This window comes from Methanosarcina sp. UBA5, assembly GCF_002505485.1.
In the GTDB taxonomy this organism is placed as follows: Archaea; Halobacteriota; Methanosarcinia; order Methanosarcinales; family Methanosarcinaceae; genus Methanosarcina.
Window position 1 is genome coordinate 49,804 of record NZ_DAVG01000080.1, and the last position, 23,679, is coordinate 73,482.

Annotated in this window: 27 protein-coding genes and 1 pseudogene; 20 read left to right on the plus strand and 8 right to left on the minus strand. The window is 38.6% G+C overall.

Annotated elements, in window-relative coordinates; translation table 11 throughout:
* Positions 1-136: 136 nt before the first annotated feature.
* Positions 137-1,033, plus strand: coding sequence for a DUF1616 domain-containing protein (locus BP621_RS08155; RefSeq protein WP_292389064.1), 897 nt, complete (start codon positions 137-139; stop codon positions 1,031-1,033).
* Positions 1,034-1,533: 500 nt separating this feature from the next.
* A complete protein-coding gene (locus BP621_RS08160) occupies positions 1,534-2,406 on the plus strand; it encodes a CPBP family intramembrane glutamic endopeptidase (RefSeq protein WP_292389065.1) in 873 nt (290 codons plus the stop codon).
* Between the two features lie 644 nt (positions 2,407-3,050).
* On the opposite strand, the gene BP621_RS08165 is transcribed toward BP621_RS08160, so the two are convergent.
* On the minus strand, positions 3,051-3,293 hold the full coding sequence (locus BP621_RS08165; protein WP_349682060.1) for a hypothetical protein: 243 nt from the start codon (positions 3,291-3,293) through the stop codon (positions 3,051-3,053).
* A 618-nt stretch (positions 3,294-3,911) separates the two neighbouring features.
* Between BP621_RS08165 and BP621_RS08170 the strand changes: the two genes are divergently transcribed.
* The gene (locus BP621_RS08170) at positions 3,912-4,886 is read left to right on the plus strand and encodes a hypothetical protein (RefSeq protein WP_292389067.1); all 975 of its coding nucleotides are present in this window, start codon (positions 3,912-3,914) and stop codon (positions 4,884-4,886) included.
* A gap of 99 nt (positions 4,887-4,985) precedes the next feature.
* A complete protein-coding gene (locus BP621_RS08175; RefSeq protein WP_292389068.1) occupies positions 4,986-6,932 on the plus strand; it encodes a TIGR04279 domain-containing protein in 1,947 nt (648 codons plus the stop codon).
* 192 nt (positions 6,933-7,124) lie between these two features.
* On the opposite strand, the gene BP621_RS08180 is transcribed toward BP621_RS08175, so the two are convergent.
* Positions 7,125-8,021, minus strand: a complete 897-nt coding sequence (locus BP621_RS08180) for an NAD-dependent epimerase/dehydratase family protein (protein WP_292389069.1) — start codon at positions 8,019-8,021, stop codon at positions 7,125-7,127.
* 476 nt (positions 8,022-8,497) lie between these two features.
* On the opposite strand from BP621_RS08180, the gene BP621_RS08185 reads away from it, so the two are divergent.
* The 7 genes from BP621_RS08185 to dapB all read left to right on the plus strand — a co-directional run bounded on the left by BP621_RS08185 (position 8,498) and on the right by dapB (position 14,304).
* Positions 8,498-9,379 (plus strand): DUF1616 domain-containing protein, encoded by an 882-nt coding sequence (locus tag BP621_RS08185; RefSeq protein WP_292389070.1) that lies wholly within the window; start codon positions 8,498-8,500, stop codon positions 9,377-9,379.
* 2 nt (positions 9,380-9,381) lie between these two features.
* Positions 9,382-10,257 (plus strand): CPBP family intramembrane glutamic endopeptidase, encoded by an 876-nt coding sequence (locus tag BP621_RS08190; protein ID WP_292389071.1) that lies wholly within the window; start codon positions 9,382-9,384, stop codon positions 10,255-10,257.
* 351 nt (positions 10,258-10,608) lie between these two features.
* Positions 10,609-11,373, plus strand: coding sequence for a heparan-alpha-glucosaminide N-acetyltransferase (locus BP621_RS08195; RefSeq protein WP_292389072.1), 765 nt, complete (start codon positions 10,609-10,611; stop codon positions 11,371-11,373).
* A 290-nt stretch (positions 11,374-11,663) separates the two neighbouring features.
* On the plus strand, positions 11,664-11,963 hold the full coding sequence (locus tag BP621_RS08200; RefSeq protein WP_292389204.1) for a hypothetical protein: 300 nt from the start codon (positions 11,664-11,666) through the stop codon (positions 11,961-11,963).
* A 442-nt stretch (positions 11,964-12,405) separates the two neighbouring features.
* On the plus strand, positions 12,406-12,600 hold the full coding sequence (locus BP621_RS08205; RefSeq protein ID WP_292389073.1) for a 30S ribosomal protein S17e: 195 nt from the start codon (positions 12,406-12,408) through the stop codon (positions 12,598-12,600).
* A gap of 40 nt (positions 12,601-12,640) precedes the next feature.
* Positions 12,641-13,516 carry a 4-hydroxy-tetrahydrodipicolinate synthase gene (dapA, locus tag BP621_RS08210; RefSeq protein WP_292389074.1) on the plus strand — a complete coding sequence of 292 codons (876 nt, stop codon included), beginning with the start codon at positions 12,641-12,643 and terminating at the stop codon, positions 13,514-13,516.
* Positions 13,513-14,304: a 4-hydroxy-tetrahydrodipicolinate reductase gene (gene dapB, locus BP621_RS08215; protein ID WP_292389075.1), complete on the plus strand. Its 792-nt coding sequence runs from the start codon at positions 13,513-13,515 to the stop codon at positions 14,302-14,304. The genes dapA and dapB overlap by 4 nt, the downstream gene beginning before the upstream one ends.
* 462 nt (positions 14,305-14,766) lie before the next feature.
* On the opposite strand, the gene BP621_RS08220 is transcribed toward dapB, so the two are convergent.
* Positions 14,767-15,291 (minus strand): hypothetical protein, encoded by a 525-nt coding sequence (locus BP621_RS08220; protein ID WP_292389076.1) that lies wholly within the window; start codon positions 15,289-15,291, stop codon positions 14,767-14,769.
* A gap of 137 nt (positions 15,292-15,428) precedes the next feature.
* Positions 15,429-15,623, minus strand: a complete 195-nt coding sequence (locus BP621_RS08225) for a hypothetical protein (RefSeq protein ID WP_292389077.1) — start codon at positions 15,621-15,623, stop codon at positions 15,429-15,431.
* A 292-nt stretch (positions 15,624-15,915) separates the two neighbouring features.
* Between BP621_RS08225 and BP621_RS08230 the strand changes: the two genes are divergently transcribed.
* The 8 genes and pseudogenes from BP621_RS08230 to BP621_RS08265 all read left to right on the plus strand — a co-directional run bounded on the left by BP621_RS08230 (position 15,916) and on the right by BP621_RS08265 (position 20,768).
* The gene (locus BP621_RS08230; protein ID WP_292389078.1) at positions 15,916-16,365 is read left to right on the plus strand and encodes a hypothetical protein; all 450 of its coding nucleotides are present in this window, start codon (positions 15,916-15,918) and stop codon (positions 16,363-16,365) included.
* A 30-nt stretch (positions 16,366-16,395) separates the two neighbouring features.
* Positions 16,396-17,019, plus strand: a complete 624-nt coding sequence (locus tag BP621_RS08235; RefSeq protein WP_394339293.1) for a DUF1673 family protein — start codon at positions 16,396-16,398, stop codon at positions 17,017-17,019.
* A 5-nt stretch (positions 17,020-17,024) separates the two neighbouring features.
* A complete protein-coding gene (locus BP621_RS08240) occupies positions 17,025-17,324 on the plus strand; it encodes a DUF1673 family protein (protein ID WP_292389080.1) in 300 nt (99 codons plus the stop codon).
* 107 nt (positions 17,325-17,431) lie between these two features.
* Complete coding sequence (locus tag BP621_RS08245; protein WP_292389082.1) at positions 17,432-18,160, plus strand: DUF1673 domain-containing protein; 729 nt, start codon at positions 17,432-17,434, stop codon at positions 18,158-18,160.
* A gap of 5 nt (positions 18,161-18,165) precedes the next feature.
* Complete coding sequence (locus BP621_RS08250) at positions 18,166-18,777, plus strand: DUF1673 domain-containing protein (protein ID WP_292389083.1); 612 nt, start codon at positions 18,166-18,168, stop codon at positions 18,775-18,777.
* A 29-nt stretch (positions 18,778-18,806) separates the two neighbouring features.
* Positions 18,807-19,357 (plus strand): annotated as a pseudogene (locus BP621_RS08255) (DUF1673 domain-containing protein).
* Positions 19,358-19,374: 17 nt separating this feature from the next.
* Positions 19,375-20,004, plus strand: coding sequence for a DUF1673 domain-containing protein (locus BP621_RS08260; RefSeq protein ID WP_292389085.1), 630 nt, complete (start codon positions 19,375-19,377; stop codon positions 20,002-20,004).
* Entirely contained in the window at positions 20,001-20,768 is a 768-nt protein-coding gene (locus BP621_RS08265) for a DUF1673 family protein (RefSeq protein ID WP_292389086.1), read from the plus strand. Before BP621_RS08260 ends, BP621_RS08265 begins: the two co-directional genes overlap by 4 nt.
* Before the next feature lie 397 nt (positions 20,769-21,165).
* Here BP621_RS08265 and BP621_RS08270 read toward each other — a convergent pair whose 3' ends face one another.
* On the minus strand, positions 21,166-21,288 hold the full coding sequence (locus BP621_RS08270; protein ID WP_292389087.1) for a hypothetical protein: 123 nt from the start codon (positions 21,286-21,288) through the stop codon (positions 21,166-21,168).
* Positions 21,289-21,325: 37 nt separating this feature from the next.
* On the opposite strand from BP621_RS08270, the gene BP621_RS08275 reads away from it, so the two are divergent.
* Positions 21,326-21,580: a hypothetical protein gene (locus tag BP621_RS08275; protein WP_292389088.1), complete on the plus strand. Its 255-nt coding sequence runs from the start codon at positions 21,326-21,328 to the stop codon at positions 21,578-21,580.
* 51 nt (positions 21,581-21,631) lie between these two features.
* On the opposite strand, the gene BP621_RS08280 is transcribed toward BP621_RS08275, so the two are convergent.
* The 3 genes from BP621_RS08280 to pyrB form a co-directional block, all read right to left on the minus strand.
* Positions 21,632-22,105 carry a DUF5788 family protein gene (locus BP621_RS08280; RefSeq protein ID WP_292389089.1) on the minus strand — a complete coding sequence of 158 codons (474 nt, stop codon included), beginning with the start codon at positions 22,103-22,105 and terminating at the stop codon, positions 21,632-21,634.
* A gap of 160 nt (positions 22,106-22,265) precedes the next feature.
* The gene (pyrI, locus tag BP621_RS08285) at positions 22,266-22,736 is read right to left on the minus strand and encodes an aspartate carbamoyltransferase regulatory subunit (RefSeq protein WP_292389090.1); all 471 of its coding nucleotides are present in this window, start codon (positions 22,734-22,736) and stop codon (positions 22,266-22,268) included.
* Entirely contained in the window at positions 22,733-23,659 is a 927-nt protein-coding gene (gene pyrB / locus BP621_RS08290; RefSeq protein ID WP_292389091.1) for an aspartate carbamoyltransferase, read from the minus strand. The genes pyrI and pyrB overlap by 4 nt, the downstream gene beginning before the upstream one ends.
* Between the last annotated feature and the right edge of the window lie 20 nt (positions 23,660-23,679).

A 23,679-nucleotide genomic window follows, 5' to 3' on the forward strand; every position in this document is an offset into this window, starting at 1 on the left:
CACAAAAATTAGAGAAAAATCTGAGTATCCCATGTTCTGGAAAAAAAGATCGAAAGAATAAAATGGATTAGAAAAATACTTACTCATCTAAAAGAAACTAAAAAATATAATTTTGATTATAAGCTGGATGACCTGCATGACTGGAAAAAAAATTCCCTCAGATCTGTTTATTGTTATGGGGCTCGTGCTCCTAACAGATATCTTTGTGCTCACTCCCGGAATAAATGAAACAATGTTCCGGAATATACTTGGGCTGCCTCTTGTGCTGTTTCTACCAGGATATGCTCTGATTGCAGCACTTTTTCCTGCAAAATCTGATCTTGACGGGATTGAAAGGGTGGCTCTCTCTTTCGGGCTGAGTATTGCGGTTGTGCCATTAATAGGCCTTGGTCTTAATTATACTCCGTGGGGAATCAGGCTTCTGCCAATTCTCACAAGCCTGTCCGTTTTCACCTTTATCATGTGTGGGCTTGCATATCTGAGACGGGCAAGTCTCCCAGACATCGAAACTTTTGATATCTCCTTCAGAGCAGCAGCACTTTCACTCAAAGCCGAGGTTATGGAAAACTCAGAGTCAAGACTGGATAGAGCTCTCACGGTTTTCCTGATTATTTCCATTCTCCTGTCTGTAGCAACCCTGGCTTATGTGATTGTGAGCCCAAAAGAAGGAGAACATTTTACAGAGTTTTATCTTCTTGGATCTGAAGGAAAAGCAGACAATTATACTACAAATTACACGCTCGGACAAAGTGGAACCGTAATAGTTGGAGTTGTAAACCATGAATACAGGCCTGTAAATTATACAATGGAAATAAAGCTTGAAAATAAATCACTGTCCCTTCCGGAAAATGTGAAGTATATCAATCTTGCCCATAACGAAACCTGGGAAGAACCGGTTACTATTATGCCTCCCTTTGAGGGAAAGAACATGAAGCTTCAGTTCCTGCTCTTTAATGATACTGAGAAAAGTGTGCCTTATAGAGACCTTCATCTGTGGATAAATGTAAATGCAACGAAACAACTGGAAACTTGAATGTTAGACTAAAAAGGCAATTTAATAGGAAGAGCTTTTAAATTTTGAAGTAATACCCTCTGATGCAGGTTTTTAATCCACATACCCTTCAGTTAAAAACCTGCAATTTAAGAGTTTCTGCTCATACTGTTTAATCATTAGCCTAAATCTTTTTTCTAAGAAAAATTTCACTTAATTATATAAAATTTTTTAATAATAATTTGAATAATAAAACTAAGACTTATCCTTGGAATCTTTACTTCTCGCGAGAGCTAATAAGAAAAGTTATTTAGATCTACCGAAAAACGCCGGTAAAAAACTCTATTTTTATAGATGTCTGAGAGCCTCATGATTAGGTTATTATTGAAGCGATGACTGGTGAAAAAACTTATATATACATAGTTTAATAGTTTAGACAGTTATCGGTGTGTACAATCGTTGATAACTCCCTATAAAAAACAAAATTATGGTCAAGGAGTATACAAATAGACCTAAAGTCGCCCATTGAAAGGAGTTATTTCATGCAAAAGTCAATTAACTCTCATAATTCGCTTAAAATCTGGAAAATAGCCGAAGCTGAAGAAGAAACTCAGAAGAGTTTGGAGCTCAAGAGACGTAGATTCCTTACTGCAATACCGATCCTGTGTATAGCCCTTGCCGAGATTTTAATGTTTTTGGGAAAAGTGGGAATTGCTATATGGATACATATTGGAATCATGGTTGCACTTTCTCTTTCCAACGTGTTCATAAAAGATTCTGAAGTTCAGAAAATCCACCAGGTATTGATCCTCCTCCCTCTCCTGAGACTTATAAATCTCTCAATGCCTGTCTTTTTTGAGACAACTCTTTATACATTTATTGTTATCTATGGTTCCCTGACAATCCCGATTGCATTTATAATTATTCACCAGCGTTATTCTCTTGAGCAGATAGGGATCTCCATGAAGAATATAAAAACTTATATGGTTCTTTCAATCCCTTTAAGTTTGGTTCTTGGATTTGGAGAATACCTGACAATAAGAGCAGGATACTTGATTCCGGATCTCACTTTCGAAAACTTACTTAAACTAACTTTTATAATGGTTTTCTTCGTGGGCTTAGTTGAGGAGCTTACTTTCAGGTCAATCCTCCAGACCAGGCTTGAACAGACGTTAGGTATTCGTGAGTCACTGTTAATTACAACTCTCCTGTTTGGACTTATGCACTCAGGATACGGCACCTTCTATGAAATATTATATACCGGATTTGTAGGATTCTTTATAGGACTGGCCTTCTACAAAACAAAAAGCCTGCCCTTTATTGTGGTCATGCACGGCTTTATCAATGTTTTTCTTTTCGGGATCCTGCCTCACTATATGACTGGTGGGGTAGGATTTTGCGGGATAGGATTTTAATACTTTCCAAAATTAGCTTGTAAATTAATCTTAAATTATTTCAATCCTTTTTTCATTATGAACTCATCCCAAAACTAATTTTATCCTCAGGTCGATAAGAATTTCAGAACACTTTTCACTTTTTCCGTAATCAGAAACTTATTGGTTATTTCCTAATTTGAGATATACAGAAGCAGTTTTGAGTTATGGGATAGACTCTATTTATGTAATTCCAGAGAGTTTGGTAACTGAGTTTTTCTCAATTTCTCGATGCACTTCATTCCCAACTTTTGTCACCCGCAGAAAATCTGAAAAGTTGCGAATACCGAGACTGGAAATTGAACTTGAGAACCTAAAAGACATGCAAAAAGTTAAAAACTGTGTATAAAATTTGAAGGAACTTATTCCAAAACTTAAAACTCGCTTCTTGAGCCTTGTATTTCGAATAATCAATCAAGCCCAAGATCATGAAAACAACTTTGAAAATTCCCAACGATTAAGAATAAAGTGGCTTTTGGGACAGGCTCAATGAATAATTTGATTGCATGAAGAGAGAAAAACTTGTAAAAAGGTCTAAAAGATAAAAATTAGAAAAATAAGAATTAGAGCAATCAGTCGTATAAAAATAAGAAATTAAAGAGTAAACCCCGGACGGAAATCCAGGATCAGATAATCTCTGAGATTTTGAAAAGGATACCTCCTGCAAAAACTAAAAGTAAAGGCAGTATTACCAAATTTAACGAACTGCTAAGGGAGCTATTCCATTTTGGGGACGCTGAAAGAACCTCTTTCAAAGAAAGAAAGCCTATAAGTCCTACGGCAGCTGAAATTCCATACTGAGGAAGTCCAGGAGTTGTGACCATGGAAATCGCACTTGCAGAGATAGCACTTGATGAAATAACGCTCAATAATATATTAATGCCCCCATAAATAAAGGAATTTGTTTTATTTATTGAAAAAGCATTGTATAAAATAACCACAACATATAAAAAACTTTTCATGTGTGTATATGGCTCAATAGTATATTATTAATCATTAAAATAACCAGTAAGAAAAGATAAAATTCTAAATTAAATATAAGAGTTAACCGTTATCTTTTATAAGTAATTGAATAAGTTGGGTGATGTAAAGATTCTGAAATTTATATTGGAAATTAGTGAAAGATAACTTATCAATTATGAAAAATAGTTATGAGAATTCTTTAGCAGCATAAGTATAAAATTACCTTGAGGATTTGAGTGTTCACTGGTTATTGTTAGTTAAACTGTTTTCAAATTTAAAACTTAGAAAAGTTTCTGTTTTTGCCACAGAGTCAGAGTAGAATAGATAAAAATATATAGTATGTTATTGAAAAAGATTACAAAGTTTTTTTGAAAGTACTGTGCTTCGGAAAGATTACTCTGTGAATAAATTGTAATTAAGTTAGCAATACATGTTTAGAAATTAAATTAAATCTAATTTGAAAAGAGGCAACTCCAGTGTGCAAGTTAACTAATCTCCTTAAGAAAAGGAATAAATTGGCCTTGATGGTTACCTACATTTCGATTTTGGGTTTACTACTAATTTTTCCTGCAGCTGCGTCCGTTAATAACTGGGAGTTTTCTCCTCAGGAGCCTGTTTGTGGAGACACCATTAGCATAAAAGGGAATGCATCTCCGGAAGAGAAAGTCGATGTTTTCGTGAACTTTGAGAAAACCGTTCCTGTGTCATCGGGAAAGTTTGAATATGTCCTTGAAGACGTAGAAATTCCTGGGGGTTTTAATAATCTCTTTACAGTTGAGGCCAGAGGAGTCAAAAACCTCAATGTAAAGGTAAAAATGGTTGTCTGGGTAACAAAAAGTTCAGAGGCTTCAGGAGATACTGCAACCGTATCTCAATCAAGAGTACCTCCGGGAACCTATACAATAAAGATCGATGGAGATGCTGGAGAAGGATCCTCAGAGGTTAATCTGAAGATTACAGCTTTTCAAGCAATAGAGGCTGATTCAAATGGAGATTTCAGTTACTCTTATAATACAAAAGCTGCCCCCTCTGGAGACTTTGAGATAAAAGTTGGGGACATAACAAAAAAAGTAACTATTCACTCTGAAATAGGCTCAGGTTCAAACTCAGATTCAAACTCAGACTATAAATTGGACTCAAACTCAGACTCAAACTCAGATTCAAACTCAGACTATAAATCGGACTCAAACTCAGATTCAAGCTCAGGCTCATCTTCTAAAAAGACCAAGCTTTCTCCATCTGCTGAAAACAAATTGTCTCTTTTGCCAGAGACTAAGCCTTCTCCAGAATCAGTTGCTTCCAAAACCCTGGAAGGCGAAAATAATTCCAAAGTTTCAGCTCCAGACAAAAATTTAGAAAAGAGGAACACTCCTGTACAGGCCTCGGAAGAAAGCATCCAAAAACACGAATTTTTCGGATCATCTGTAGATAAGTTTTATCTGCTGACAGGAATGGGAGCAGGAGTCCTGATCCTAATTGTGTATTTAAGAAAAAAATGAGGTAAAAGATGCGAATCCCTGGTGATAAAACATAAAGAAATTTTGCTATCATGAATGGATCGGTTAAAAATATTTGGTAAATAGAATGGGGGTATATATTTGAAAAATAGTCTATTAATAATTGCGCTAACTGTGTTCATATTAACTTCTGCAACAGCAATTGCCGACAGTAATGAAAAAAATATTAGCCCTATTGGAAGTATAAATTTTACAGATAGTGTTGTTAACGTCCTAGATCATACCAGCAGCTCGGAAGAAGGAAACTGGATTATAATGGGAAACCCACATACAGGGACAAGAATCAAACTTCCCCACCCGATAAAACTCACATACACTGGTCCGAAACATGTTGAATTTGGGGGAACTTCTGGAACTCTGTATAAAGACGAGAATAAAAGCTTCACTATAGATTACCCATCAGCTAATGCCTATAGCACCCTTCCTATTTACCTGCCCGGGGAAGAAGCAACGATGTCTTTCTATGGGGAATCCGGCCTAGAAGGAAAGGTAAATATATTCCTTATCAAAGTGACACCGGAAACTGCTTTTGGAGTCTTTAACGCTTTTGAAGCAAAAGATACAGGAAACCTAAACAGACTCTTTAACAGCAGTGTGAAAGAAAGTTACAAAAAATATTCTGCTGTACTCGGAAAGGATGGGGATTTGCTAAATTATAGTTTAGGACCGCTCGGTCCTGGACAGTATAACATAGTTATGATTCAGGAAAATGAAGACGGCAGCTTGACAGCTCTTTCCACGACAGCTTTTATGGTTGCAGAATACAAATTGTTAGTCTCAAGTCCAAAAAGCGTAGTAAAAAAGGAAGACTTGAAAATAAATGTTGATCTTGTAAATGCTTCCGATGAAAGGAACTGTACCTATGGAGCAGTACTGATCAGTAAACAGGCATACAAGGCAAAAATAGAGGTAGATACCGACGGCAAAAGAAACGGCACATCAGTAATAGTAAATGACATGGACATCATTGATAAGTTTGGCATAAACTCTTCAAATTATAGGTCAAAGCTAACTCAAAACGAGCTGCAGAAAGAAATCCAAACCCTGATAGGAGAAGAAAACGGTGCCATAGCAATAGGAGAAAGAGGCCAGAAAATACTATCACTTACCACTCTTGATTTGTCTAAGGGCAACTATTACCTCTTTGTGGGAGCATATTATCCGGGAAAAGGGCTTGTAGGGCTTACTCAGCTTAAAGTTGCGATTGTATCAAAAAGCTCTGGAGGAGACAACGGATCTGGAGGAGATGATGAATCTGGAGACAACGGATCTGGAGGAGATGATGAATCTGGAAATAACGGGTCTGGAAGTGGCGGAAGCTCCGGAAGCCATGGTAGCTCTGGATGCAGCATCTCTCCTGAATCTACCAAAAACATCGATTCAAAAGAGCTCTGCCAGCAATCTATTTCAAAAGGCAATAGAATAAGGTTTGAGTTCACAAAAGGAGCTACCTGTGTCGGATATGTAGGGTTTACGGCCAAGAAAACTGTCGGAAAGATAACAGCAATTGTTGAGGAACTAAAAGGAAAGTCTGCCCTTACATCTAGTGAGCCAGTAGGAGAAATTTACAAATACTTAAATATCCGGATTGGAAATAGCGATTTTGCAAATTTGAAAAATATTGAGAACGCCACAGTAGGCTTTAAGGTTAGTAAGGAATGGATTAATGAAAACAACATCAATACTGATTCATTAACCCTTCAACATTTCAGTGACAAAAAATGGAACTCGCTTCCAACCACAAAAATAAACGAAGATAAAGAATATATTTACTTCGAAGCTAAACCTCCTAGCTTTTCTCCGTTTGCGATTACGGCCCAAAAGAATGCATTGATGTTAGAGGAGAAAACAGGGAATAGTCAGCTACCTCATGAAACGGTGGCAGAGAACGAAAAAAGGACAAAGGCTGAGACTGCAGTTGCTTCTCAGGAAAATAAAAACCAGGTGATGTTGAAAATTACCAGTTTGTTTTTAGGATTCCTTTTAGTCCTCGTTATTGGTATAATTGTAATTCGAAAAAAGACCTGAGCAATAAAAGGTAGTGTTCTAAACAGTAAAAACAGGAGATAAAAATCTTCTGTTTTATTCTTTTTTTAAAAAATTTATTTTCAAAATTTAGAGAGAGTTGCTTTTAAAACTACATAATAATCTGGTTTGTAGCTAAGAAAGTCAACCCTCTTTACTCCAACGTAAAAAGCCTTTAAATCGCTTAAATCAGGCTTAAACCAGGCTTTTTAACCCTTCCTGGAGTTCGACCTCTCCTCTCCACCAGCCTGAGATTTTTGAGACATCGGCTTTTGAGTCCCGAACATCACCTGCCCTTGAAGCGGCATGTACAATCCTGCTAGAAGAGCCAGTTAACTTAATAATATTTTCAGCAAGTTCCAAAACTGTCACGCTTTTTCCCATAGCCACATTAAAGACTTGACCATCACCATAATCAAGAGCCGCGGCGTTTGCCCTGACTACATCTTTAATATGAACGAAATCTCGGCTCTGAAGTCCATCTCCATAAATAACAAGGTCCTTTCCCAGTTTCGCCCTCTCAAGGAAAATTGGAATAACGGCTGCGTACGGGGATTTTGGATCCTGGCGAGGGCCGTAGACATTGAAATAACGCAGGCAAGTGGTACGAAGCCCATAATTCTCATAAAACATCCTTGCCAGATACTCTCCATCGAGTTTGGAAATAGCATAAGGAGAACCCGGTTCAGGATACATATCCTCTCGTTTTGGAAGGATTGGATTATTTCCGTAGATCGCAGCTGAAGACGCTGTCACAAACTTATCGACTCCGGCTTTAACGCAGGCCTGCAGCACATTAAGGGTTCCAAGAGTATTAATCTGGAAAGCTTCAGAAGGTTTTTCGCAACTTAAAGGCACGGATACAAGGGCAGCTTCGTGAAAGACATAATCCATGCCAGAAATCGCTTTTTCAACTGAGGGAAGGTCACAGATATCTCCCTGAATGAACTCGATATTTTTATACTGCGGGATATTTCTGAAAAAACCTGTGGCAAGATTATCCAGAATCCTGACAGTGTGTCCTGCTTCTGCAAAATATTCAGCTATATGGGAGCCTATGAAACCTGCTCCTCCAGTAACCAGCACTTTCATGCTTGCAGAAAGGGAAAAATACAAAATAAAATTTTCTGTGCGCGCCCAGGAGTTTATAAGGTAAAGTTGAAAGTTCCTGAAGTATGCAAAATATGGTACAGACTGGAAAGGGTTTCTTTTAAAAGAGGAAAAGCGTCCTTCAAAAGAGGGAAAATTTCTCATACAAAGAAACCTTATGGATAAAGGGGGATCTAAAAAATTTGGAAACTTGAGGGTATTTTTAGAAAATTGGACCTGATAAAGAACTGAATCATCCGCGAAACTAAATTTCGGAAATAGAGAATGATACCAGCAAAGATTAGATTCAAAAGTAAAGGTATGTTCTCCCTTATTTTTCCTGCAAGAGCGACCTGAAAGGACCACCTGAAAGGATAATCCAACCTTTGGAATAAAATACACAAAGTTGGTTGATAGAAGGATCACATAGATATAAATTCAAAGAGGACACAATATAAAATAATTATATCAGTGGTACAATGGCCGGAAATAGACAACTCTCTATGGACCTGTTGCTTGTTGCAGGTTTTGTGCTTATTACTAACATTTTCATACTCGTGCCTGTACTTAGCGACAGTTTCCTCCGCACGTACCTGGGCATTATTCTGGTGCTTTTCTTGCCAGGCTATGCCCTCACTGGAGCTCTCTTCCCGGCAAAAAAAGATTTAGAAGGAGCTGAGAGAGCTGCAATCTCTTTCGGACTAAGTATTGCAATTGCCCCGTTACTGGGACTTGGCCTGAACTATTCCACTTGGGGGATCAGAGAGATTCCTCTGCTGACAGAATTTTCAGTTTTTACTCTCCTTATGTGTGCAATTGCGTATTACAGAAGAAGACTGCTGTCTGAAACCGAAGCCTTTGGAGTTTCATTCAAAACATGTTACCTTAGCATGAAGGCCAAAACTTTTGAAAACTCTAAATCGAAAACTGATAAGGTTATTACGTTTATCCTTGTTCTTTCTATTCTGGCCTCTATGGGGAGCCTCGCTTACATTATAGGAAACCCTAAAGAGGGAGAGCACTTTACCGAATTTTATATTCTTGGAAACAACAGTACGATAGGAGACTATCCTACTGAGTTTGTACAGGGAGAAAAAGGAACAGTCACTGTAGGCATCGTAAACCACGAGTACAGGCCAGTGGATTATACAATAGACGTAAGGCTTGAAAACAGGTCTCTCTCGGGAAGTCAGAAAAAAATAAGCCTTGGGCAGAATATGTCCTGGGAACAACCAGTTACTTTTACTCCACCTCTTGAAGGAAAGAATATGAAGCTAGAGTTTCTGCTCTTTAATGAAACTGAAAAAACCATACCTTACAGGAACCTTCATCTCTGGATTAATGTTACTAAGGAGGCCTGAAGATGGCAATTTTGGACCTTCCATCCTCAGAGCTGGAAGCAGGAAAGGTCTCTCTGCCGGAGCTCGGGAAAATGCTTAAAATGCAAACTGAAGAAAAAACCGGATTTCTGAAAAAGATGATTTATGCAGGAGTCCCTATAGCTGCAATTACTCTTATCGAATTGTTGATTTTCGGAGGAAGGCTAAGAGAAGCCTCAATAGCTTATACCTTGCTTCTGCTCTCGCTTTCATATTCAATAGCAGTTATAAAAAAGCCTGAGATACGTAAAATCTACCAGGCCTTCTTGCTTCTGACAATTTTCAGGCTGGTAAATTTTTCAATGCCAGTTTTTTTTGAGAGTAATCTTTATTCTTTCGTGTTTATTTACGCACCTCTGGCAATTCCAATAACTTTTGCTACCGTTCATCAGAAAGTGGAATATGAAAGAAAAAGAGACACTTTGAAGAAGGTATGGATCTACCTTCCTCTATCTATCCTTACAGGCCTGGTTTTCGGCCAGGTAGAATACACACTGATAGGGGCCAGAGAACTTATACCGGATTTCTCACCAACAAACCTGCTGATACTTATAATTATAATGTTCTTCATTGTAGGACTTATAGAAGAACTCATCTTCAGGTCGATTCTGCAGACGAGCCTGGAAGAATTTATGGGATCAGCCTGGGGAATTTTCCTTTCAAGTCTCCTTTTCGGGATAATGCATTCTGCTTACGGCACGCCCTACGAAATGGCATATACCTTCCTTTTAGGAGGTTTTTTAGGATACTTATTTTATAGAACCCGAAGTCTTCCCCTTGTGGTAATGATTCATGGCTCGATAAATGTGTTCTTATTTGGAATATTCCCACATACAGGACCCATGCTTGGATTGATATAAAAAGCTGCAAAGATGCCTTGAAAAAGCCATGAAAGTTAGCGTATTCGGTCTCAATACAAGTGAGGTAAAACCTCAGTCCTGATCGCTTACGCAGAGCTCTTTACTTACAAGGTTTTTTCCTGTTGCGAGAGAGAAATCATCCGGCAGAGCAGACTTGCTGATCGGAATTCTGGAAAGGACCGAACCTATATTATCACTGCATAAGAAGAAAATAAGAGACTAAAGATTGAGAGACCTGCTACCTTTTCCTAGAAGAACCAGAAATTATAAACAGAAATTATAAATATATATCTTTAAAAGGAGACTGCCACTCTATATGAATGTAATTCGATGTGCTCCGGAGAAAAGTTTATGGCCGTGTATGCAGATCGTTTCTGGGAGATTGATTGTCTACGAGGGTTTGCCGTCCTCTTGATGCTCCTGTATCATTTTCTTTATGACTTGGACTTTTTCGAGCTTGCGGATATTCAGCTCAGGTCCGGCCTTATCTTATATGCAGGCAGATTCTCAGCTTTACTTTTTATTTTGATCTCAGGAACTGTCCTTTCTATAAGCCATTCAAGAGCCCCTAATAAAGAGCTTTCTGGAAACGGAACAGAAAACTTTTCTAGGTACCTGAAAAGAGGAATCAAACTATATTTAATGGGGCTTTTACTCACAGGTATAACCTGGATCTTTTTACCTGAAGAGTATATTGTCTTTGGGATCCTGCACTTTTTTGGGGTTTCGGCAGTGCTCGTCTATCCCTTCCTGAAATATGGGAAAGAAAATATTTTATTTAGCCTGTTTTTCGGCTTGTCAGGGCTTTACCTCATGAATATAACTTTTGATTTTTCCAGCCTGCTCTGGTTGGGCTTCACTCCCGAAAATTTCAGCACCCTTGATTACTTTCCTATATTTCCGTGGTTTGGGGTATTGCTGGCAGGAGTTATTCTGGGAAATTTCCTGTACGCAGGCGGAAAAAGGAAGTTTGAAGTTCCCTGTACTGGAAAAGATCCTCTCATCAGGCTGTTTTCCAGAGTGGGGCAACATTCTCTGCTCATATACTTCATTCATCAACCGCTCTTTCTAGGATTCCTATTCCTGAGTGGGCTACTCAATTTGAATATGCTGTAAACACATTAAAAATAAGCCTGAAAATACCTAAGAAATGTATTCTCCTAATTTTCGTTACAATTATAAATTGCCGGTAAATCCAAAACCTGCTGGTTTTATATTATCTAACATACGTAATTTGCATACCTGTTTGCTTGCACTGATATACTGATCACTTTCGCCTGCTCGCTGAAAAACAGTCAGGGTATAAGGTATAACCAGGATAAAAGGTCAAGAAGAGATCAGATTTATATTTTGAATCCGATAAAGAAGCGGAAGTGCAAAATCAAAAACAGAATATGGAGAAAAGAATGTATCTGGAAATTGCGATGTTTGCTTATTTTGTAGTTCTTTTCCTGACACTTCGGGATGTCCGGATTTTTAAAAGAACAGGTTATCGTTCTTACAGGAAAGGAGCCATGAAGGGACTTGTAGCTTCTTCTGTTGTATTGGTAGGGGCAATTGCTGTCGAGGCAAAACCGAATCTTGGGCTGCTTATCGTATTAATAGGACTCTTTATTAACCATAAAGGAATAAGAGAGCGTGTTTTTACTAGTGCAGGAACTCTTGACCGTTTTCTTGGTAAAACAGATTATGTAAAGAGAAAATAAGAGGGAATACAGAAGGATACAGAATATATTTAAGTAGAATATTCCGAACGTCACATAAAGAAATTGTACCCAGAATCTAACTATAGCTGTTGGACCGATGCTGCAAAAAGTGTATATTTGAAGGAGAATTGCCAGCATCTATTACACATTTAATTAATTGAGAAAAAGAATAATAAGCCTCTCATCTTAAGACTGGAGTGTCGACCCCAAAACTTATAAATCTCAAGTGACCTATTAGTCGACAAAATCATGATCAATCAAATTATTGCATCCAGTTTTCGCTAAACCTATCAATTTGAGAGAGGAAAATAGACATCGAAGAACTATTTTCTATCTCGAGCTTCACGTTAACCAGAATTCACAGGAAAATGTGTGAGATAAACTAGAAGTAGAATTGAATAACTGGACTAAAAAGCAGCAAAAACATCTAAGAGGAGATACGATGGGAAATATAAGACAGACAAACATAAAAAGAATTGCATTCAGACTGATTGAGAACTACGGAGATGTCTTCACAAAAGATTTTGAAACTAACAAGACTCTTGTGACAAAGTATACAACCATTGAAAGCAAAGTTATAAGGAACAGGGTTGCAGGTTACGTCACAAGAAAAGTTGCACGCATGAAAGTATACTGAGCAGAAGATTTACTTCTGGACAAAGGTGGGGATATCTAAAATGTTTGAAGGAACAATGCCTGCCCTGATAACTCCTTTTACTAAGGATGACAGGATTGACAGGGAAGGCTTAAAAAGGAATATTGAATTTGTTGAAGAGGGAGGAGTTTCAGGAATTGTGCCCTGTGGAACTACCGGAGAATCCGCAACTCTTTCCGCACGTGAGCATGAAGAAGTTATAGATATTGCAATGGAATGTTCAAAAGTTCCTGTGATTGCAGGAACAGGCTCAAATAACACAGGAGAAGCCCTTCAGTTTACAAAACATGCTGCAGACGCGGGTGTCGACGGTGTACTTCTGATTTCTCCCTATTATAACAAGCCAAATCCTGCAGGCCTGCTTGCTCACTTCAAGAAAATCGCAGAGGCCGTCGATGTTCCTATGATTATGTACAATATCCCCTCCCGTACAGGACAGGATATGCCACTAGAAGTCATTGCAGAACTTGCAAAAGTTGAAAATATCGTTGGAATTAAGGAAGCTAGTGGGAAAGTTGAGAAAGTGTCCCAGATCCTGGAAAAGACTGCAGATGAAGACTTCGTAGTTATTTCAGGAGAGGATGGTTTGACTCTTCCGATTCTCTCTGTAGGAGGCAGCGGAGTCATTTCTGTTGCTGCAAACATAGTGCCAGAAAGAATGTCCAGAATGGTAAATTCAGCTCTTGCCGGAGACTACGAAACCGCAAGGAAGATTCATTTTGAGATTGCTCCTCTGATTCGTGCCCTTTTCCTGGAAACGAACCCAATTCCGATTAAAAAAGCTGCAGAACTTGCAGGACTTGCAAGCGGACACCTGAGACTTCCACTTGCTCCCCTTAGTGAGACAAATACTCAGAAGGTTGCAGATGAACTAAGGAAATTGGGGGTTATAGAATGATTAATGTAGCAGTACTTGGAGCCTGCGGCAGAATGGGCTCTTTAATTGTGGAGAACATTACCAACTCAACGGATATGCAGCTTGCTGCTGCTTTTGACATCAACAATTTCGGAAGGGATGCAGGAGAATTTGCCCACGTTGGGAATCTAGGAGTCAAGATCTCGGACGTAAAAGATCTTGAATCTGTCCTGAAAGAGAGTAAAGCTAACGTACTTATAGACTTCACTGCAGCTGGCGCAACCATAGTCAATGCTCCAGTAGCAGCTAGAGCCGGAGTAAATCTCATAATAGGAACTACAGGACTGACTGCGGAGCAGCGAGCAGTAATTGATGAGGCTATTCAGGAAGGTCAGGTAAGTGCCGTTATCTCCCCGAATTATTCTGTAGGCGTTAACGTCTTTTTCAAGATAATCAGGGAGGCTGCAAGATACCTTGCAGATTATGATATCGAGATTATTGAAGCTCACCACAATCAGAAGAAAGATGCCCCGAGCGGAACTGCCCTTAGGGCAGCCGATATTATCAGTGAGGCTCTCGGTGGAAAGGAATACGTCTATGGCAGAGAGGGTATTGCCCCGCGCGGAAAAGAAATTGGAATTCATGGAGTTCGCGCCGGTGATATCACAGGCGACCATACTGTCCTTTTTGCAGGGAATTCCGAAAGAATTGAGATCAAGCACATGGCTCACTCCCGCCAGATTTTTGCCAAAGGTGCAGTCCTTGCAGCCGAATGGGTCTGCAGGCAAGAACCAGGAATTTATTCCATGAACGATGTGCTTGGTTTATAAGACAGTTTCTTAGATCAGCAATTAAAAAGAAAATTAGAATAATAAGTATGGGCTCTGAGTTTCCTGATCAGGCCTACCCTTTTTTCATTTAGAAACAAAGTTATTTACTTTCTTTTTTCTAATCTTTTTAACTTAAGTCAAGCAGATTTATTTTTTGGATATTATATTAGCAGGATATTGGCAAACTATAAATAAGATTGGATAGGAAATAGGATACTGCTTGCTTGCAGGTATATAGCCCTGAAATCTCAAAAACGTCTATCATCCCACAACAATAGGGATACTTGCTTGCAAGCATTATTCCATTAAAACTGTTTTAAGAAAAACTGCAAGCGTGGATAAAAAGGTCGAAGTCGAAAGCAAATCCACGTGGATTCGGATAGACGTGAATCTTGATAAATGCTAATACTGATCGGCACAACCCGATAGGCGCAAACCTGATAAAATAATTGCCATGTAAAGTCATTCACTACTGAAGACAAGTCCAGAACTCAAATTTTCAATCCTGTCCGCAACAACGACATTTCCCTGTATTCCGAGCTTTTTTCCCCTGTACCATTTACCCCTAATGCTAAGTTTGTCGTCTTTCGAAACAAAACAGACTCCATGATACAGAACCAGTGTTGTTCCACTCTCATATGCTATGGAAAACATACTCTCGTATTTAGAAAATATACCTCCGAGAGCAATTATAATGAAAGGCACGCCGATGAAGAAAAATGGTCTTTCATAAACTATGGAATCGCCTAGACATGTAGATTCAACGCCAAAAGATTCGGATTTCTCATTTTCCCTGTAACCGGATGAGTTAAAAGGATCTGTAATAAGCGGCAAAAAAAGTAGCATACCTGCAATCAGAATAATCATTCCCGCAGCTATAATGCCCCAGAGGAGCTGGCCTACGGAATATGAATAAAAAAGTATGGCTCCCACAATAAGTACTACAACTATTCCGATAACGAGAGAACTCGATATTCTAGTCAACATTCATCCCTCTTTAAACTTAGTTCTTTGCTTTTATTTCAGAAGGCAGGAAGACCCTTCCTCGACAATTCCAGGGACAAGGATCATAATTTTTTCAACAGGTTCATCGATCTTTATTTTTCTGCCCCTCTGACTCCATTTTACCTCAGAAACCCATACATATCTGCATCCAATAAGGAATCAAGATTGCATTTGAGAGTACTTAGCCCCAAACCGAGCTTTTCTGCAAGCTCACCTGCTGACATATCTTTAATTTCCAGGAGCTGCAGGATTTTTAGAGAGTTTACATCGAAGAAAGTCAGCACCAGTCTTCGGGAACCTTCCGAAAGAAACAAGATTTCTAAATTTTTTCTGAATAATCCTCTTCAGTACATCAAAACCTCAATACATACTCAGCTTCTAGCTTATGATGTCAGGGAGTCTGATTTAAATGTAATACCATTAAATAAATAGTCACATTTGTAAATAAATTTTTACCTTATTCCATATATTTCTTATGGCCAGATCTTTAAACTATTCTTAACAAAACTTCAGGATTTCCCTATCTGACAAAAATTTTCATTAAAGGGACTCAAAAAAGTTAATGAGAGAGAAAATTATATATAGTCAACGTTCAGATGTTTACATATGTTCCTACCGGCAGGTGAAAAACAGTTTGAATTCTGGGTTTTGCGCCGAAACGGGCTTCCGAATATCAATATCGCAAAGCGTTTCGGAGTCTCCAGACAGGCGGTCTCGCGAGCCCTTCTTAGTATGGATAAGCGCATCGAAGAAATCCTGTTTGAAATGGCCAGAGCAAACAGGATCGAAGTCGAAAAACTGGACTCAAAGAAGGGGATACTCTTTGGAAGATCGGTTCCTTTCAAAGCCAATGCAATAATTTTTGTCTCGGTAAAACATGGAATGCAGGTCTGGTACGAGCACGAAGGAGAATGCGGATCTTGTGAGAGATATAGGGAATGTATTGAACTTCTCTGGGACTTTGCAGATGAAATGCAGCTCAAACTTCAGAGTACAAATGATCCCACAAAAATAGCTGATGAATTGTTTGAGAAATTAAAAGAATCGATCGAATAGGCCTGACAAAAAGCAGGTAAAATGGGGGAAATGGTAACAGTGAACATAGTCATAAAGAGTATAAGGAAACTGATGGGTTGGTGCCCGAATGCAAAAACGTTTGAAACCGGATCTCGAATTAGCCCTATTACTTTTGAGGCATATGATCAATCTGGAGGAGAAAAGGACAGGAATCCAGGAATTTCAAGTCGTTTTTCCAGACTATTTTCCAGGCTTGATATCAGAATTCTCCTACCAACAATTTTCATAACTCCTGTTTACATAAACTTGCTATTTCAAAAAGGCATAAATGAAAAAGCATTCTTATTAGGTTTTTCACTTTCTCTACTTATCTATTTGCTCAGTTGGAAAAAGCAGATGTTACAGTACGATGCCCTGGTAAAAAACCCCATTGTCGGCTCTTCTTCAAGAAAAACATTCTTATGGGTTTTCTTAACCCTAATCTTGTTTTTAATTTTGCCTATGATTTTCTTATCTCAGATACCATCTTTTCTCAACGCTCGGTCACTGTATTCCTTAGTTGCTGGAGCCTGGATCTTTATGTGGGGAAGTTATCTTCAGTTAATTTACTGGGAAAGGAAAAACCATATGAAAATTTATATAAAAAATGAAAAGGGGTTCCAAAAGATGTATGCTATTGGGGAAAAGGAGTGAGAGCTATGAATCGGGAAGCAAAATACATTAAAAAGCTAATGGGATGGTGCCCCAATGCAAAAGCTTCTGAAGTAGGATCTCAAATTATTCCTGCAAATTTTGAGGAATATGATAGATCTGGGGGAGAAAAAGCTGGAAACAATCTAAGTCGCATGAGAAAAATTGGATTGTTACTTACAAGTCTAGGTTCTTTAGTGTCAGTCTCGTCACTTGCTCTAGATTTAAAGGATAACGTATCATTGATCATGGTAGGAATAGGGACTGTTTTATTTTTAATTGGCGTCGTTCTCTATATTAAAGGATGATAGCGACTCCATGCATCGAAGTCATGACAGAATGAGGTTTCTTGATAGAAAGGGTGATTGTTCACGATTCCAGTGTGAATAAGCTGAGAATGGGGGAAACATAGACTATGAACGTATTAATTAAGAATATAAGGAAACTGATGGGATGGTGTCGGAATGCAAAAATGCTTGAAACTCAACATTCCATTCATTCTGAATATTTTGAGGCGAATGACCAGGCTAAAGGGAGAGATGATGAAAATCCTCCAGTTTTACCCACTGGTTGGTGGAACAAACGCCATAATAGAGCATTAATGATATCCTCCGTGTTAACTCTTTTTTCTGTACTGGGAATTGGACTTCTGGGAGTGCACCTCAGGGAGGAGACTTTCGTATGGGGTTTGATTATCGGAATCGCTTTTAACCTGATACTTTGCGTTTCAGACTGGCATAACCTAGACTACCTAGATAAAACAAAAAATCTCAGTAGGAAAATCCAGATGAAAAGTAGGTCGCCAAAATGGAGAGTCATAATTTCGATACCTTCCTTTATATTACTATATCTCTCACTTTCACAGTTTGGCTGGGGACTAATTTCAACTTTTGTTTCTGCCTTTTGTTTAGTGTTCCTAACATACTACTTTAAGCTTGATTCAATGAACTCCTTGATATTACTTCTTAGCGTAGGTTCATTGTCTGGATGGCTGTCCCTATTGACGTTTATTTCCGGTTTTTGTTTGACAGCTTTTCTGTACTATCTCTCATCTATATACTGGGAAAAGAAAAATAAAAAAATTGTACTTATATATGGTCGTAACATGCCAGAACTCTACATTGTAAATAAGGGAGTGGAGTAACAACTATGACTCTGGAACACATCAAGAAACTTATGGGATGGTGCCCCAATGCAAAAACACTTGAAACCGGATATAGAATTAGCCCTATTAATCTTGAAACATATGATCGGTCTCGAGGAGAAAAAGCTAGGAGCCCAATGACTCTGAGCCGTTTTTCCAGGCTTGATATCCGACTACTCCTACCAGCCCTTTTCTTAACTTCTATCTACATAATTATGCTGTTCCTAAAGGGTGTAAATTTTGAGTTCTTCTTTTTGGGCATTTTGTTTTCTTTGCTGATAAATTTACTTTTCCGGAAAAATCAGGTACGTGAGTATGATGCCGCAGCAAAAAAACCCACTGTTCGTTATGTCTCTAAAATAGTACTCTTCTCTGTTTTCTTATCCCTAATTTTGTTTTTGAGTTTCCCACCTATGGTTTTCTTGTCTTATACGCCTTCTTCTATTAACTCTCAGTCAATATATTCTTTTATTGCAGCGACTTGGATTCTTACTATGTGGGGAATCTGTTTTCAGCTATTTAAATGGGAGAAGAAAAATCACATGAAAATTTACATAAAGAATGAAAAGGGGTTCCAAAAGATGTATGCTATTGAGGAAAAGGAGGGAAAACTATGAGTCTTAAAGTCGAAAGCATAAAAAAGCTAATGGGATGGTGCCCGAACACCAGAGCATACGAAGCTAGACAACGCACTAACTTTGAAAGTTTCGAATCTGATATTCCGGATAGAGCAAAGGGAGATAGCGGAGATCAAAAAATCCCGGATGGTTCCGAAAAGCAAGTACTCGAACTCTTCTAGTTGATATTTTTCTTACGTTTATGTATTTCTCGGTACTTATTCAGCTGGGTGTAAACCTGATTTTTTTACTTGCAGGATTTTTTACTGCCCTGATTTCGTTTATATTTAGCTGGAATGCTAAAATGAGGCTATATGACTCCTTAGAAAAACAACGATTAATTGACAATTCAAACCTGAAAAGACTGTGCATTATACTCACTTATGTACTTTTTTCATTTGTAATAGTTTGTGTTTATATAATTGGCTATGGACTTGCCCTGCAAGTAATACTTTCATTCTTTGGAGGTTATCTTGCTTACTTCTGGCTTGGATATTTCCAAATATTATACTGGGAGCAAAAAAATCATAAAAGAATTTATTTCGATAAAAGTTACGGAAAGTGGAAAAATCATACATAATTCGGGAGAATAAATAAATGCCAGCTAAGATTTTTGTTTTTGATCAGATCAAAAAGTTTATGGGTTGGTGCCCGAATGCAAAAGCACTTGCAACCGGAGCCAGAATTAACTCTGCTAATTTTGAAGCAAACAATCAATCGGAAGGAGAAAAGGCAAAAAATCCGACTGTTCCTAGCCAGCATTCCAGACTTGATACCCAACTCCTCCTGTTACCAATTTTCTTTACTCCTGTTTATATAAACCTATTTCAAAAAGGTATAAACAAAGAGGCTTTCCTTCTAGGCCTTTTACTTTCTTTGCCAATATATTTGCTTGGCTGGAAAAAACAGATACATCAGTACAATGCAGTGAAAAGAAATCCTGTCGTTTCTCCTTCATTTAGAAAAACGCTTGCCGGTGTGATCTTATTCCTATTTCTGGGTTTCACTTTGCTCATGGCTTTCTTGCCATATATCTCATCTCATGCAGCTTATCTTTTTAACGATCAGACATTGTATTCTTTCACTTCAGGAACGCTGATTCTGATGTGGGGCTTCTATTTCCAGCTAATTTACTGGGAGAGGAAAAACCATATGAAAATGTATACGAAAAGAGAAAAGGGACATCAAAAGCTGTATGTCCTTGGAGAAAAGGGGAGAGAACCATGAACCGGGAGTCCAGATACATAAAAAAGTTGATGGGATGGTGCCCGACAAAAAACTCCTTCCAAAATGAAATACAGGAAGGTTGCTTTTCGAACGTTAAATTAGAAAATGGAAATATTCAGTTGAGCTCCTCTCCCGCGGATCTGCAGGAAGGCAGATTTCTTAAGGTGCAGACTAGTCTCTTTGACTGGTGGTGGATGTCAAGGTTATTAATAGTTACTGCTATCACATTAATAATTTCCTCGCTTTTATGGACATTTAGTTCTGAAGACTCTTATTTAATCATATTTTCAGGACTTATTATATTTCTTCTACCTCTTACATTATTTCTTACTCGCTCTAATGCTGCCACAGTAATGCCTGGAGAAATCATAATTAAACAACCTATGCGTAAGCCCATTGTGGTTGAAAAAGAAGATATTACGCAAATTTCGGTAAAAAAGAATGAAGGCCATTCCCTGCGCTGGTTGATTCGGTTATTTTATGTTATTGCAATACCACTTGACTTTATACTAGGAATACCAAGGAACTTGCAATACATTAAATATATCGAAGTATCATTTTCAAACTATGTTGATTTCAGTCTATTTCTGGGACGTCTCGCGACAGTAACAATTTTTCTTGTGCTATTTTACAACGTCGAACTCTTAACGCCTTATCAACGGGCTCTTAAAGTCACTACGCACTCAAAACTGGAACTTACGTTTTTTACTGATAAACCTGAAGAGCTTACAAGTTTCCTCAAAAACGAAAGAGATGAAAAATGAAATAAAAACGTTTTGAAGGCTTATGAAATGGCTTTGGTGAAATATTTTAGAAAATTGATGGGGGGTGCCCTATGGAGGATTCAATCAAAAAAGAATGGAGGGAAGGCAGCTGTTTTAGTTTTGGACTGGAAAAATAGGGCCAACCAGCACCTTTTCCTTTAGATTTACAGGAAGGTAAAATTTTGAAGGCGCATGCAAACCTTTCTAAGGATGCGGGAATTGTAAAAATCAATGTAATTTTATTAGTTACCCTATTTGCGATGATATACATCTCTATGATCTCTAACCTCGACCCTGTTTTCGATCTCCTTTACTCCTTCATCTAGTATCTTGCTCTTTTGGCCTTAATCCTTTATAATCGTACTACTGTACTGTTAACTCCTGAAAAAATAATTATTCACAGGCATCTGTTCAGGTCTCTCGTGTTAAGGAAAGAGGATATCGTGCAGACTTCATCTAAGAACAAAGGCAATTCTTTGCGTCGGCCACTACGTTTGTTGATCCTTGTTGCCCCTTGCATTCAACTACCTCACACCGTAGAAAGTATAACTAGGTATTTGCAGCTGGAAGCAGCTCCAGCTTTAGTAATACTCAGCTCAGTTATGGTAGATTTCTGGATAGTTGCATTTGCCTTTGTACTTTACTATATCTTCGAACTCACAGTACCTTATCAACAGATCCTTAAAATTACTACGCACTCAAACTTAAATTTAGAATTCTATACTGAAGAACCAGAAGAGATTATGACGACCTTCAAAAATAAGAATGAGTGGAAAATTGAAAATAAAGAAGAAATAGAAAAACTATCCTGAAATTGAAATTCCCTGAAGCCGGAGTTATTGGAGAAATCACAAACAAACTCATTACTTTAAACTTTTAATAAGTTCTTGAAAGCGTTTTTCATCTATTACTTTCTGGGTATTGAGCATCCGTTTAAACTCATCGACGCTTTTTTCCCCGCCTTTCCCCTCAAGTTTGTCTTTTAATTCCATTGAGGCCCGCAAAAGCCCAGTTGCTTCTTCATAAAGGGCTTCAGCCTCTGCTTTTGTAAGCTCTTCAGTTTCCAGCAGTTCCTCATCTACCTTTGACTTTTCTTTCAGTTTTGGGATAAGAGCCCTGATTTCGGAAACTTTATTGGTATCGAGTGATTCTTTTTCGCCCAGCTCTCGAACCAGATCCCTAAGTCTATACTCCTGTCCATCAATTTCCACACTTTCAGGGATTTTCTTTCCTGCCCAGGCAAAATCACTCCTTAGACTCCAGAGGAGCTTATTGCGCTCTTCGTAACCAAGATATTCTTTATCTGCCTCTTCCGTGTCATTATCTCTTTCTATCATGAGCAATTTCCCCTGAAGCTAATACAGTTAAAACTGCAGGATCATATTCGAATGGATCATGTTGGAATTATACTAAACTAATATCCTGGCTACTTCAGTTCTATGAGAAGACTCCAAGATAAAAGCAAGAATTAATTTTAGCTTACAGAAATTCATATATTTACAGCAAATTTTCGGCTATATTTTCCGAAATTACGTGTTCACAATACAGGCAGCGGAGAGTTACTCCTTCTTCTTCAGACTGGAGCACAGAAAATTTGGATTTTATGGGTTCGCTGCTGTTAGAAATACAGTTTGAATTGATACAGCGTACAACGCCTTCAACATAAGAAGGAAGTACAACATTATTTTTCTGAACTACTTCAAAATCCCTTATAATATTGATAGTAGCTTTCGGAGATATAAGGGCAATCCTGTTAAGCTCTTCGACGCTGAGTTCCTTGCCTTCAATCTTCACAACGTCTTTTATGCCTGCGGCACCAGGTGCATTCATAACAAAACTGATAGTAGCTCGAAAAGCACTGGAAATTCCAAGTATACGCAGAACATTCAAGGCCTCTCCAGCCTTTATATGGTCGATCACCGTTCCATTTTCAATTGCCTGAATTTTCAGGTCCCGTTTTTCCTTCATTCAATCACTCCCGTAGCAAGAGCAAGAAGTGCCATACGCGTAGGAACCCCATAGAAAGCCTGCTCGAAATAACATGCATACGGCGTTGAGTCTACTTCAGGGGAGATCTCGTTGACCCGTGGGAGAGGATGAAGAATCTTAAGGCTCGGATCTGCATTTTTCAGCAGGTCACCTGTAACCCTCAACCTGTTTTTGACCTTCTCATACTCTTCAGGATCAGGGAAACGTTCCCTTTGAACCCTTGTCATATAAAGAACTTCAACATCACCAATTATTTTTTCAAGAGAATCGGTCTCTCTGATCTTGATCTTATTCTTTTGAAGATCCCTAACAATCTCCTGGGGCATCCTGAGTTCAGGAGGCGAAACTAAAGTAATTTCAGCTCCGTACAGAGATAGGGCATGGCATAGGGAATGGACTGTTCTTCCATATTTCAGATCTCCTGCCATAGCGATCTTCAGACCTTCTAGATGACTTTCCCTGCGAATAGTATAAAGGTCAAGGAAAGTTTGTGTAGGATGGTGTAAAGAGCCGTCTCCACCATTGATTATAGGTACACTTGCAAATTCCGCAGCCATTCGTGCCGATCCGTCAAGAGGATGACGCAACACTATAAGGTCTGCATAGTTGCTGATTACACGGATAGTATCGGCAAGATTTTCTCCTTTCATTACTGAACTTGCCTCCACAGCACCCAAGTTGAGAACCTGCCCTCCAAGTCTCTGCGTAGCAGCCTCAAAAGACAGCCTCGTCCTTGTGCTTGGTTCAAAAAAAAGAAGAGCTATTATTTTTCCATCCAGCAACCGGGACCTCTCTTCACCTCTGGCTACAGGTTCAAGCTTTTCTGCCGTATCTAGAACGTAATCGATTTCTTCCCGCGAAAAGTCCTTCATAGAGATGACGTGTCTGTTCTTAAATGACATCCTGTTTTCATAAAGTAGTT

Coding starts and splice junctions, on each gene's coding strand:
- BP621_RS08155 (WP_292389064.1), top strand. CDS start 137: ATGACTGGAAAAAAAATTCCCTCAGATCTGTTTATTGTTATGGGGCTC.
- BP621_RS08160 (WP_292389065.1), top strand. CDS start 1,534: ATGCAAAAGTCAATTAACTCTCATAATTCGCTTAAAATCTGGAAAATA.
- BP621_RS08170 (WP_292389067.1), top strand. CDS start 3,912: ATGGTTACCTACATTTCGATTTTGGGTTTACTACTAATTTTTCCTGCA.
- BP621_RS08180 (WP_292389069.1), bottom strand. CDS start 8,021: ATGAAAGTGCTGGTTACTGGAGGAGCAGGTTTCATAGGCTCCCATATA.
- BP621_RS08185 (WP_292389070.1), top strand. CDS start 8,498: ATGGCCGGAAATAGACAACTCTCTATGGACCTGTTGCTTGTTGCAGGT.
- BP621_RS08190 (WP_292389071.1), top strand. CDS start 9,382: ATGGCAATTTTGGACCTTCCATCCTCAGAGCTGGAAGCAGGAAAGGTC.
- BP621_RS08195 (WP_292389072.1), top strand. CDS start 10,609: ATGGCCGTGTATGCAGATCGTTTCTGGGAGATTGATTGTCTACGAGGG.
- BP621_RS08200 (WP_292389204.1), top strand. CDS start 11,664: ATGTATCTGGAAATTGCGATGTTTGCTTATTTTGTAGTTCTTTTCCTG.
- BP621_RS08205 (WP_292389073.1), top strand. CDS start 12,406: ATGGGAAATATAAGACAGACAAACATAAAAAGAATTGCATTCAGACTG.
- dapA (WP_292389074.1), top strand. CDS start 12,641: ATGTTTGAAGGAACAATGCCTGCCCTGATAACTCCTTTTACTAAGGAT.
- dapB (WP_292389075.1), top strand. CDS start 13,513: ATGATTAATGTAGCAGTACTTGGAGCCTGCGGCAGAATGGGCTCTTTA.
- BP621_RS08220 (WP_292389076.1), bottom strand. CDS start 15,291: ATGTTGACTAGAATATCGAGTTCTCTCGTTATCGGAATAGTTGTAGTA.
- BP621_RS08230 (WP_292389078.1), top strand. CDS start 15,916: ATGTTCCTACCGGCAGGTGAAAAACAGTTTGAATTCTGGGTTTTGCGC.
- BP621_RS08235 (WP_394339293.1), top strand. CDS start 16,396: ATGGTAACAGTGAACATAGTCATAAAGAGTATAAGGAAACTGATGGGT.
- BP621_RS08240 (WP_292389080.1), top strand. CDS start 17,025: ATGAATCGGGAAGCAAAATACATTAAAAAGCTAATGGGATGGTGCCCC.
- BP621_RS08245 (WP_292389082.1), top strand. CDS start 17,432: ATGAACGTATTAATTAAGAATATAAGGAAACTGATGGGATGGTGTCGG.
- BP621_RS08250 (WP_292389083.1), top strand. CDS start 18,166: ATGACTCTGGAACACATCAAGAAACTTATGGGATGGTGCCCCAATGCA.
- BP621_RS08260 (WP_292389085.1), top strand. CDS start 19,375: ATGCCAGCTAAGATTTTTGTTTTTGATCAGATCAAAAAGTTTATGGGT.
- BP621_RS08265 (WP_292389086.1), top strand. CDS start 20,001: ATGAACCGGGAGTCCAGATACATAAAAAAGTTGATGGGATGGTGCCCG.
- BP621_RS08270 (WP_292389087.1), bottom strand. CDS start 21,288: ATGCAAGGGGCAACAAGGATCAACAAACGTAGTGGCCGACGCAAAGAA.
- BP621_RS08280 (WP_292389089.1), bottom strand. CDS start 22,105: ATGATAGAAAGAGATAATGACACGGAAGAGGCAGATAAAGAATATCTT.
- pyrI (WP_292389090.1), bottom strand. CDS start 22,736: ATGAAGGAAAAACGGGACCTGAAAATTCAGGCAATTGAAAATGGAACG.
- pyrB (WP_292389091.1), bottom strand. CDS start 23,659: ATGTCATTTAAGAACAGACACGTCATCTCTATGAAGGACTTTTCGCGG.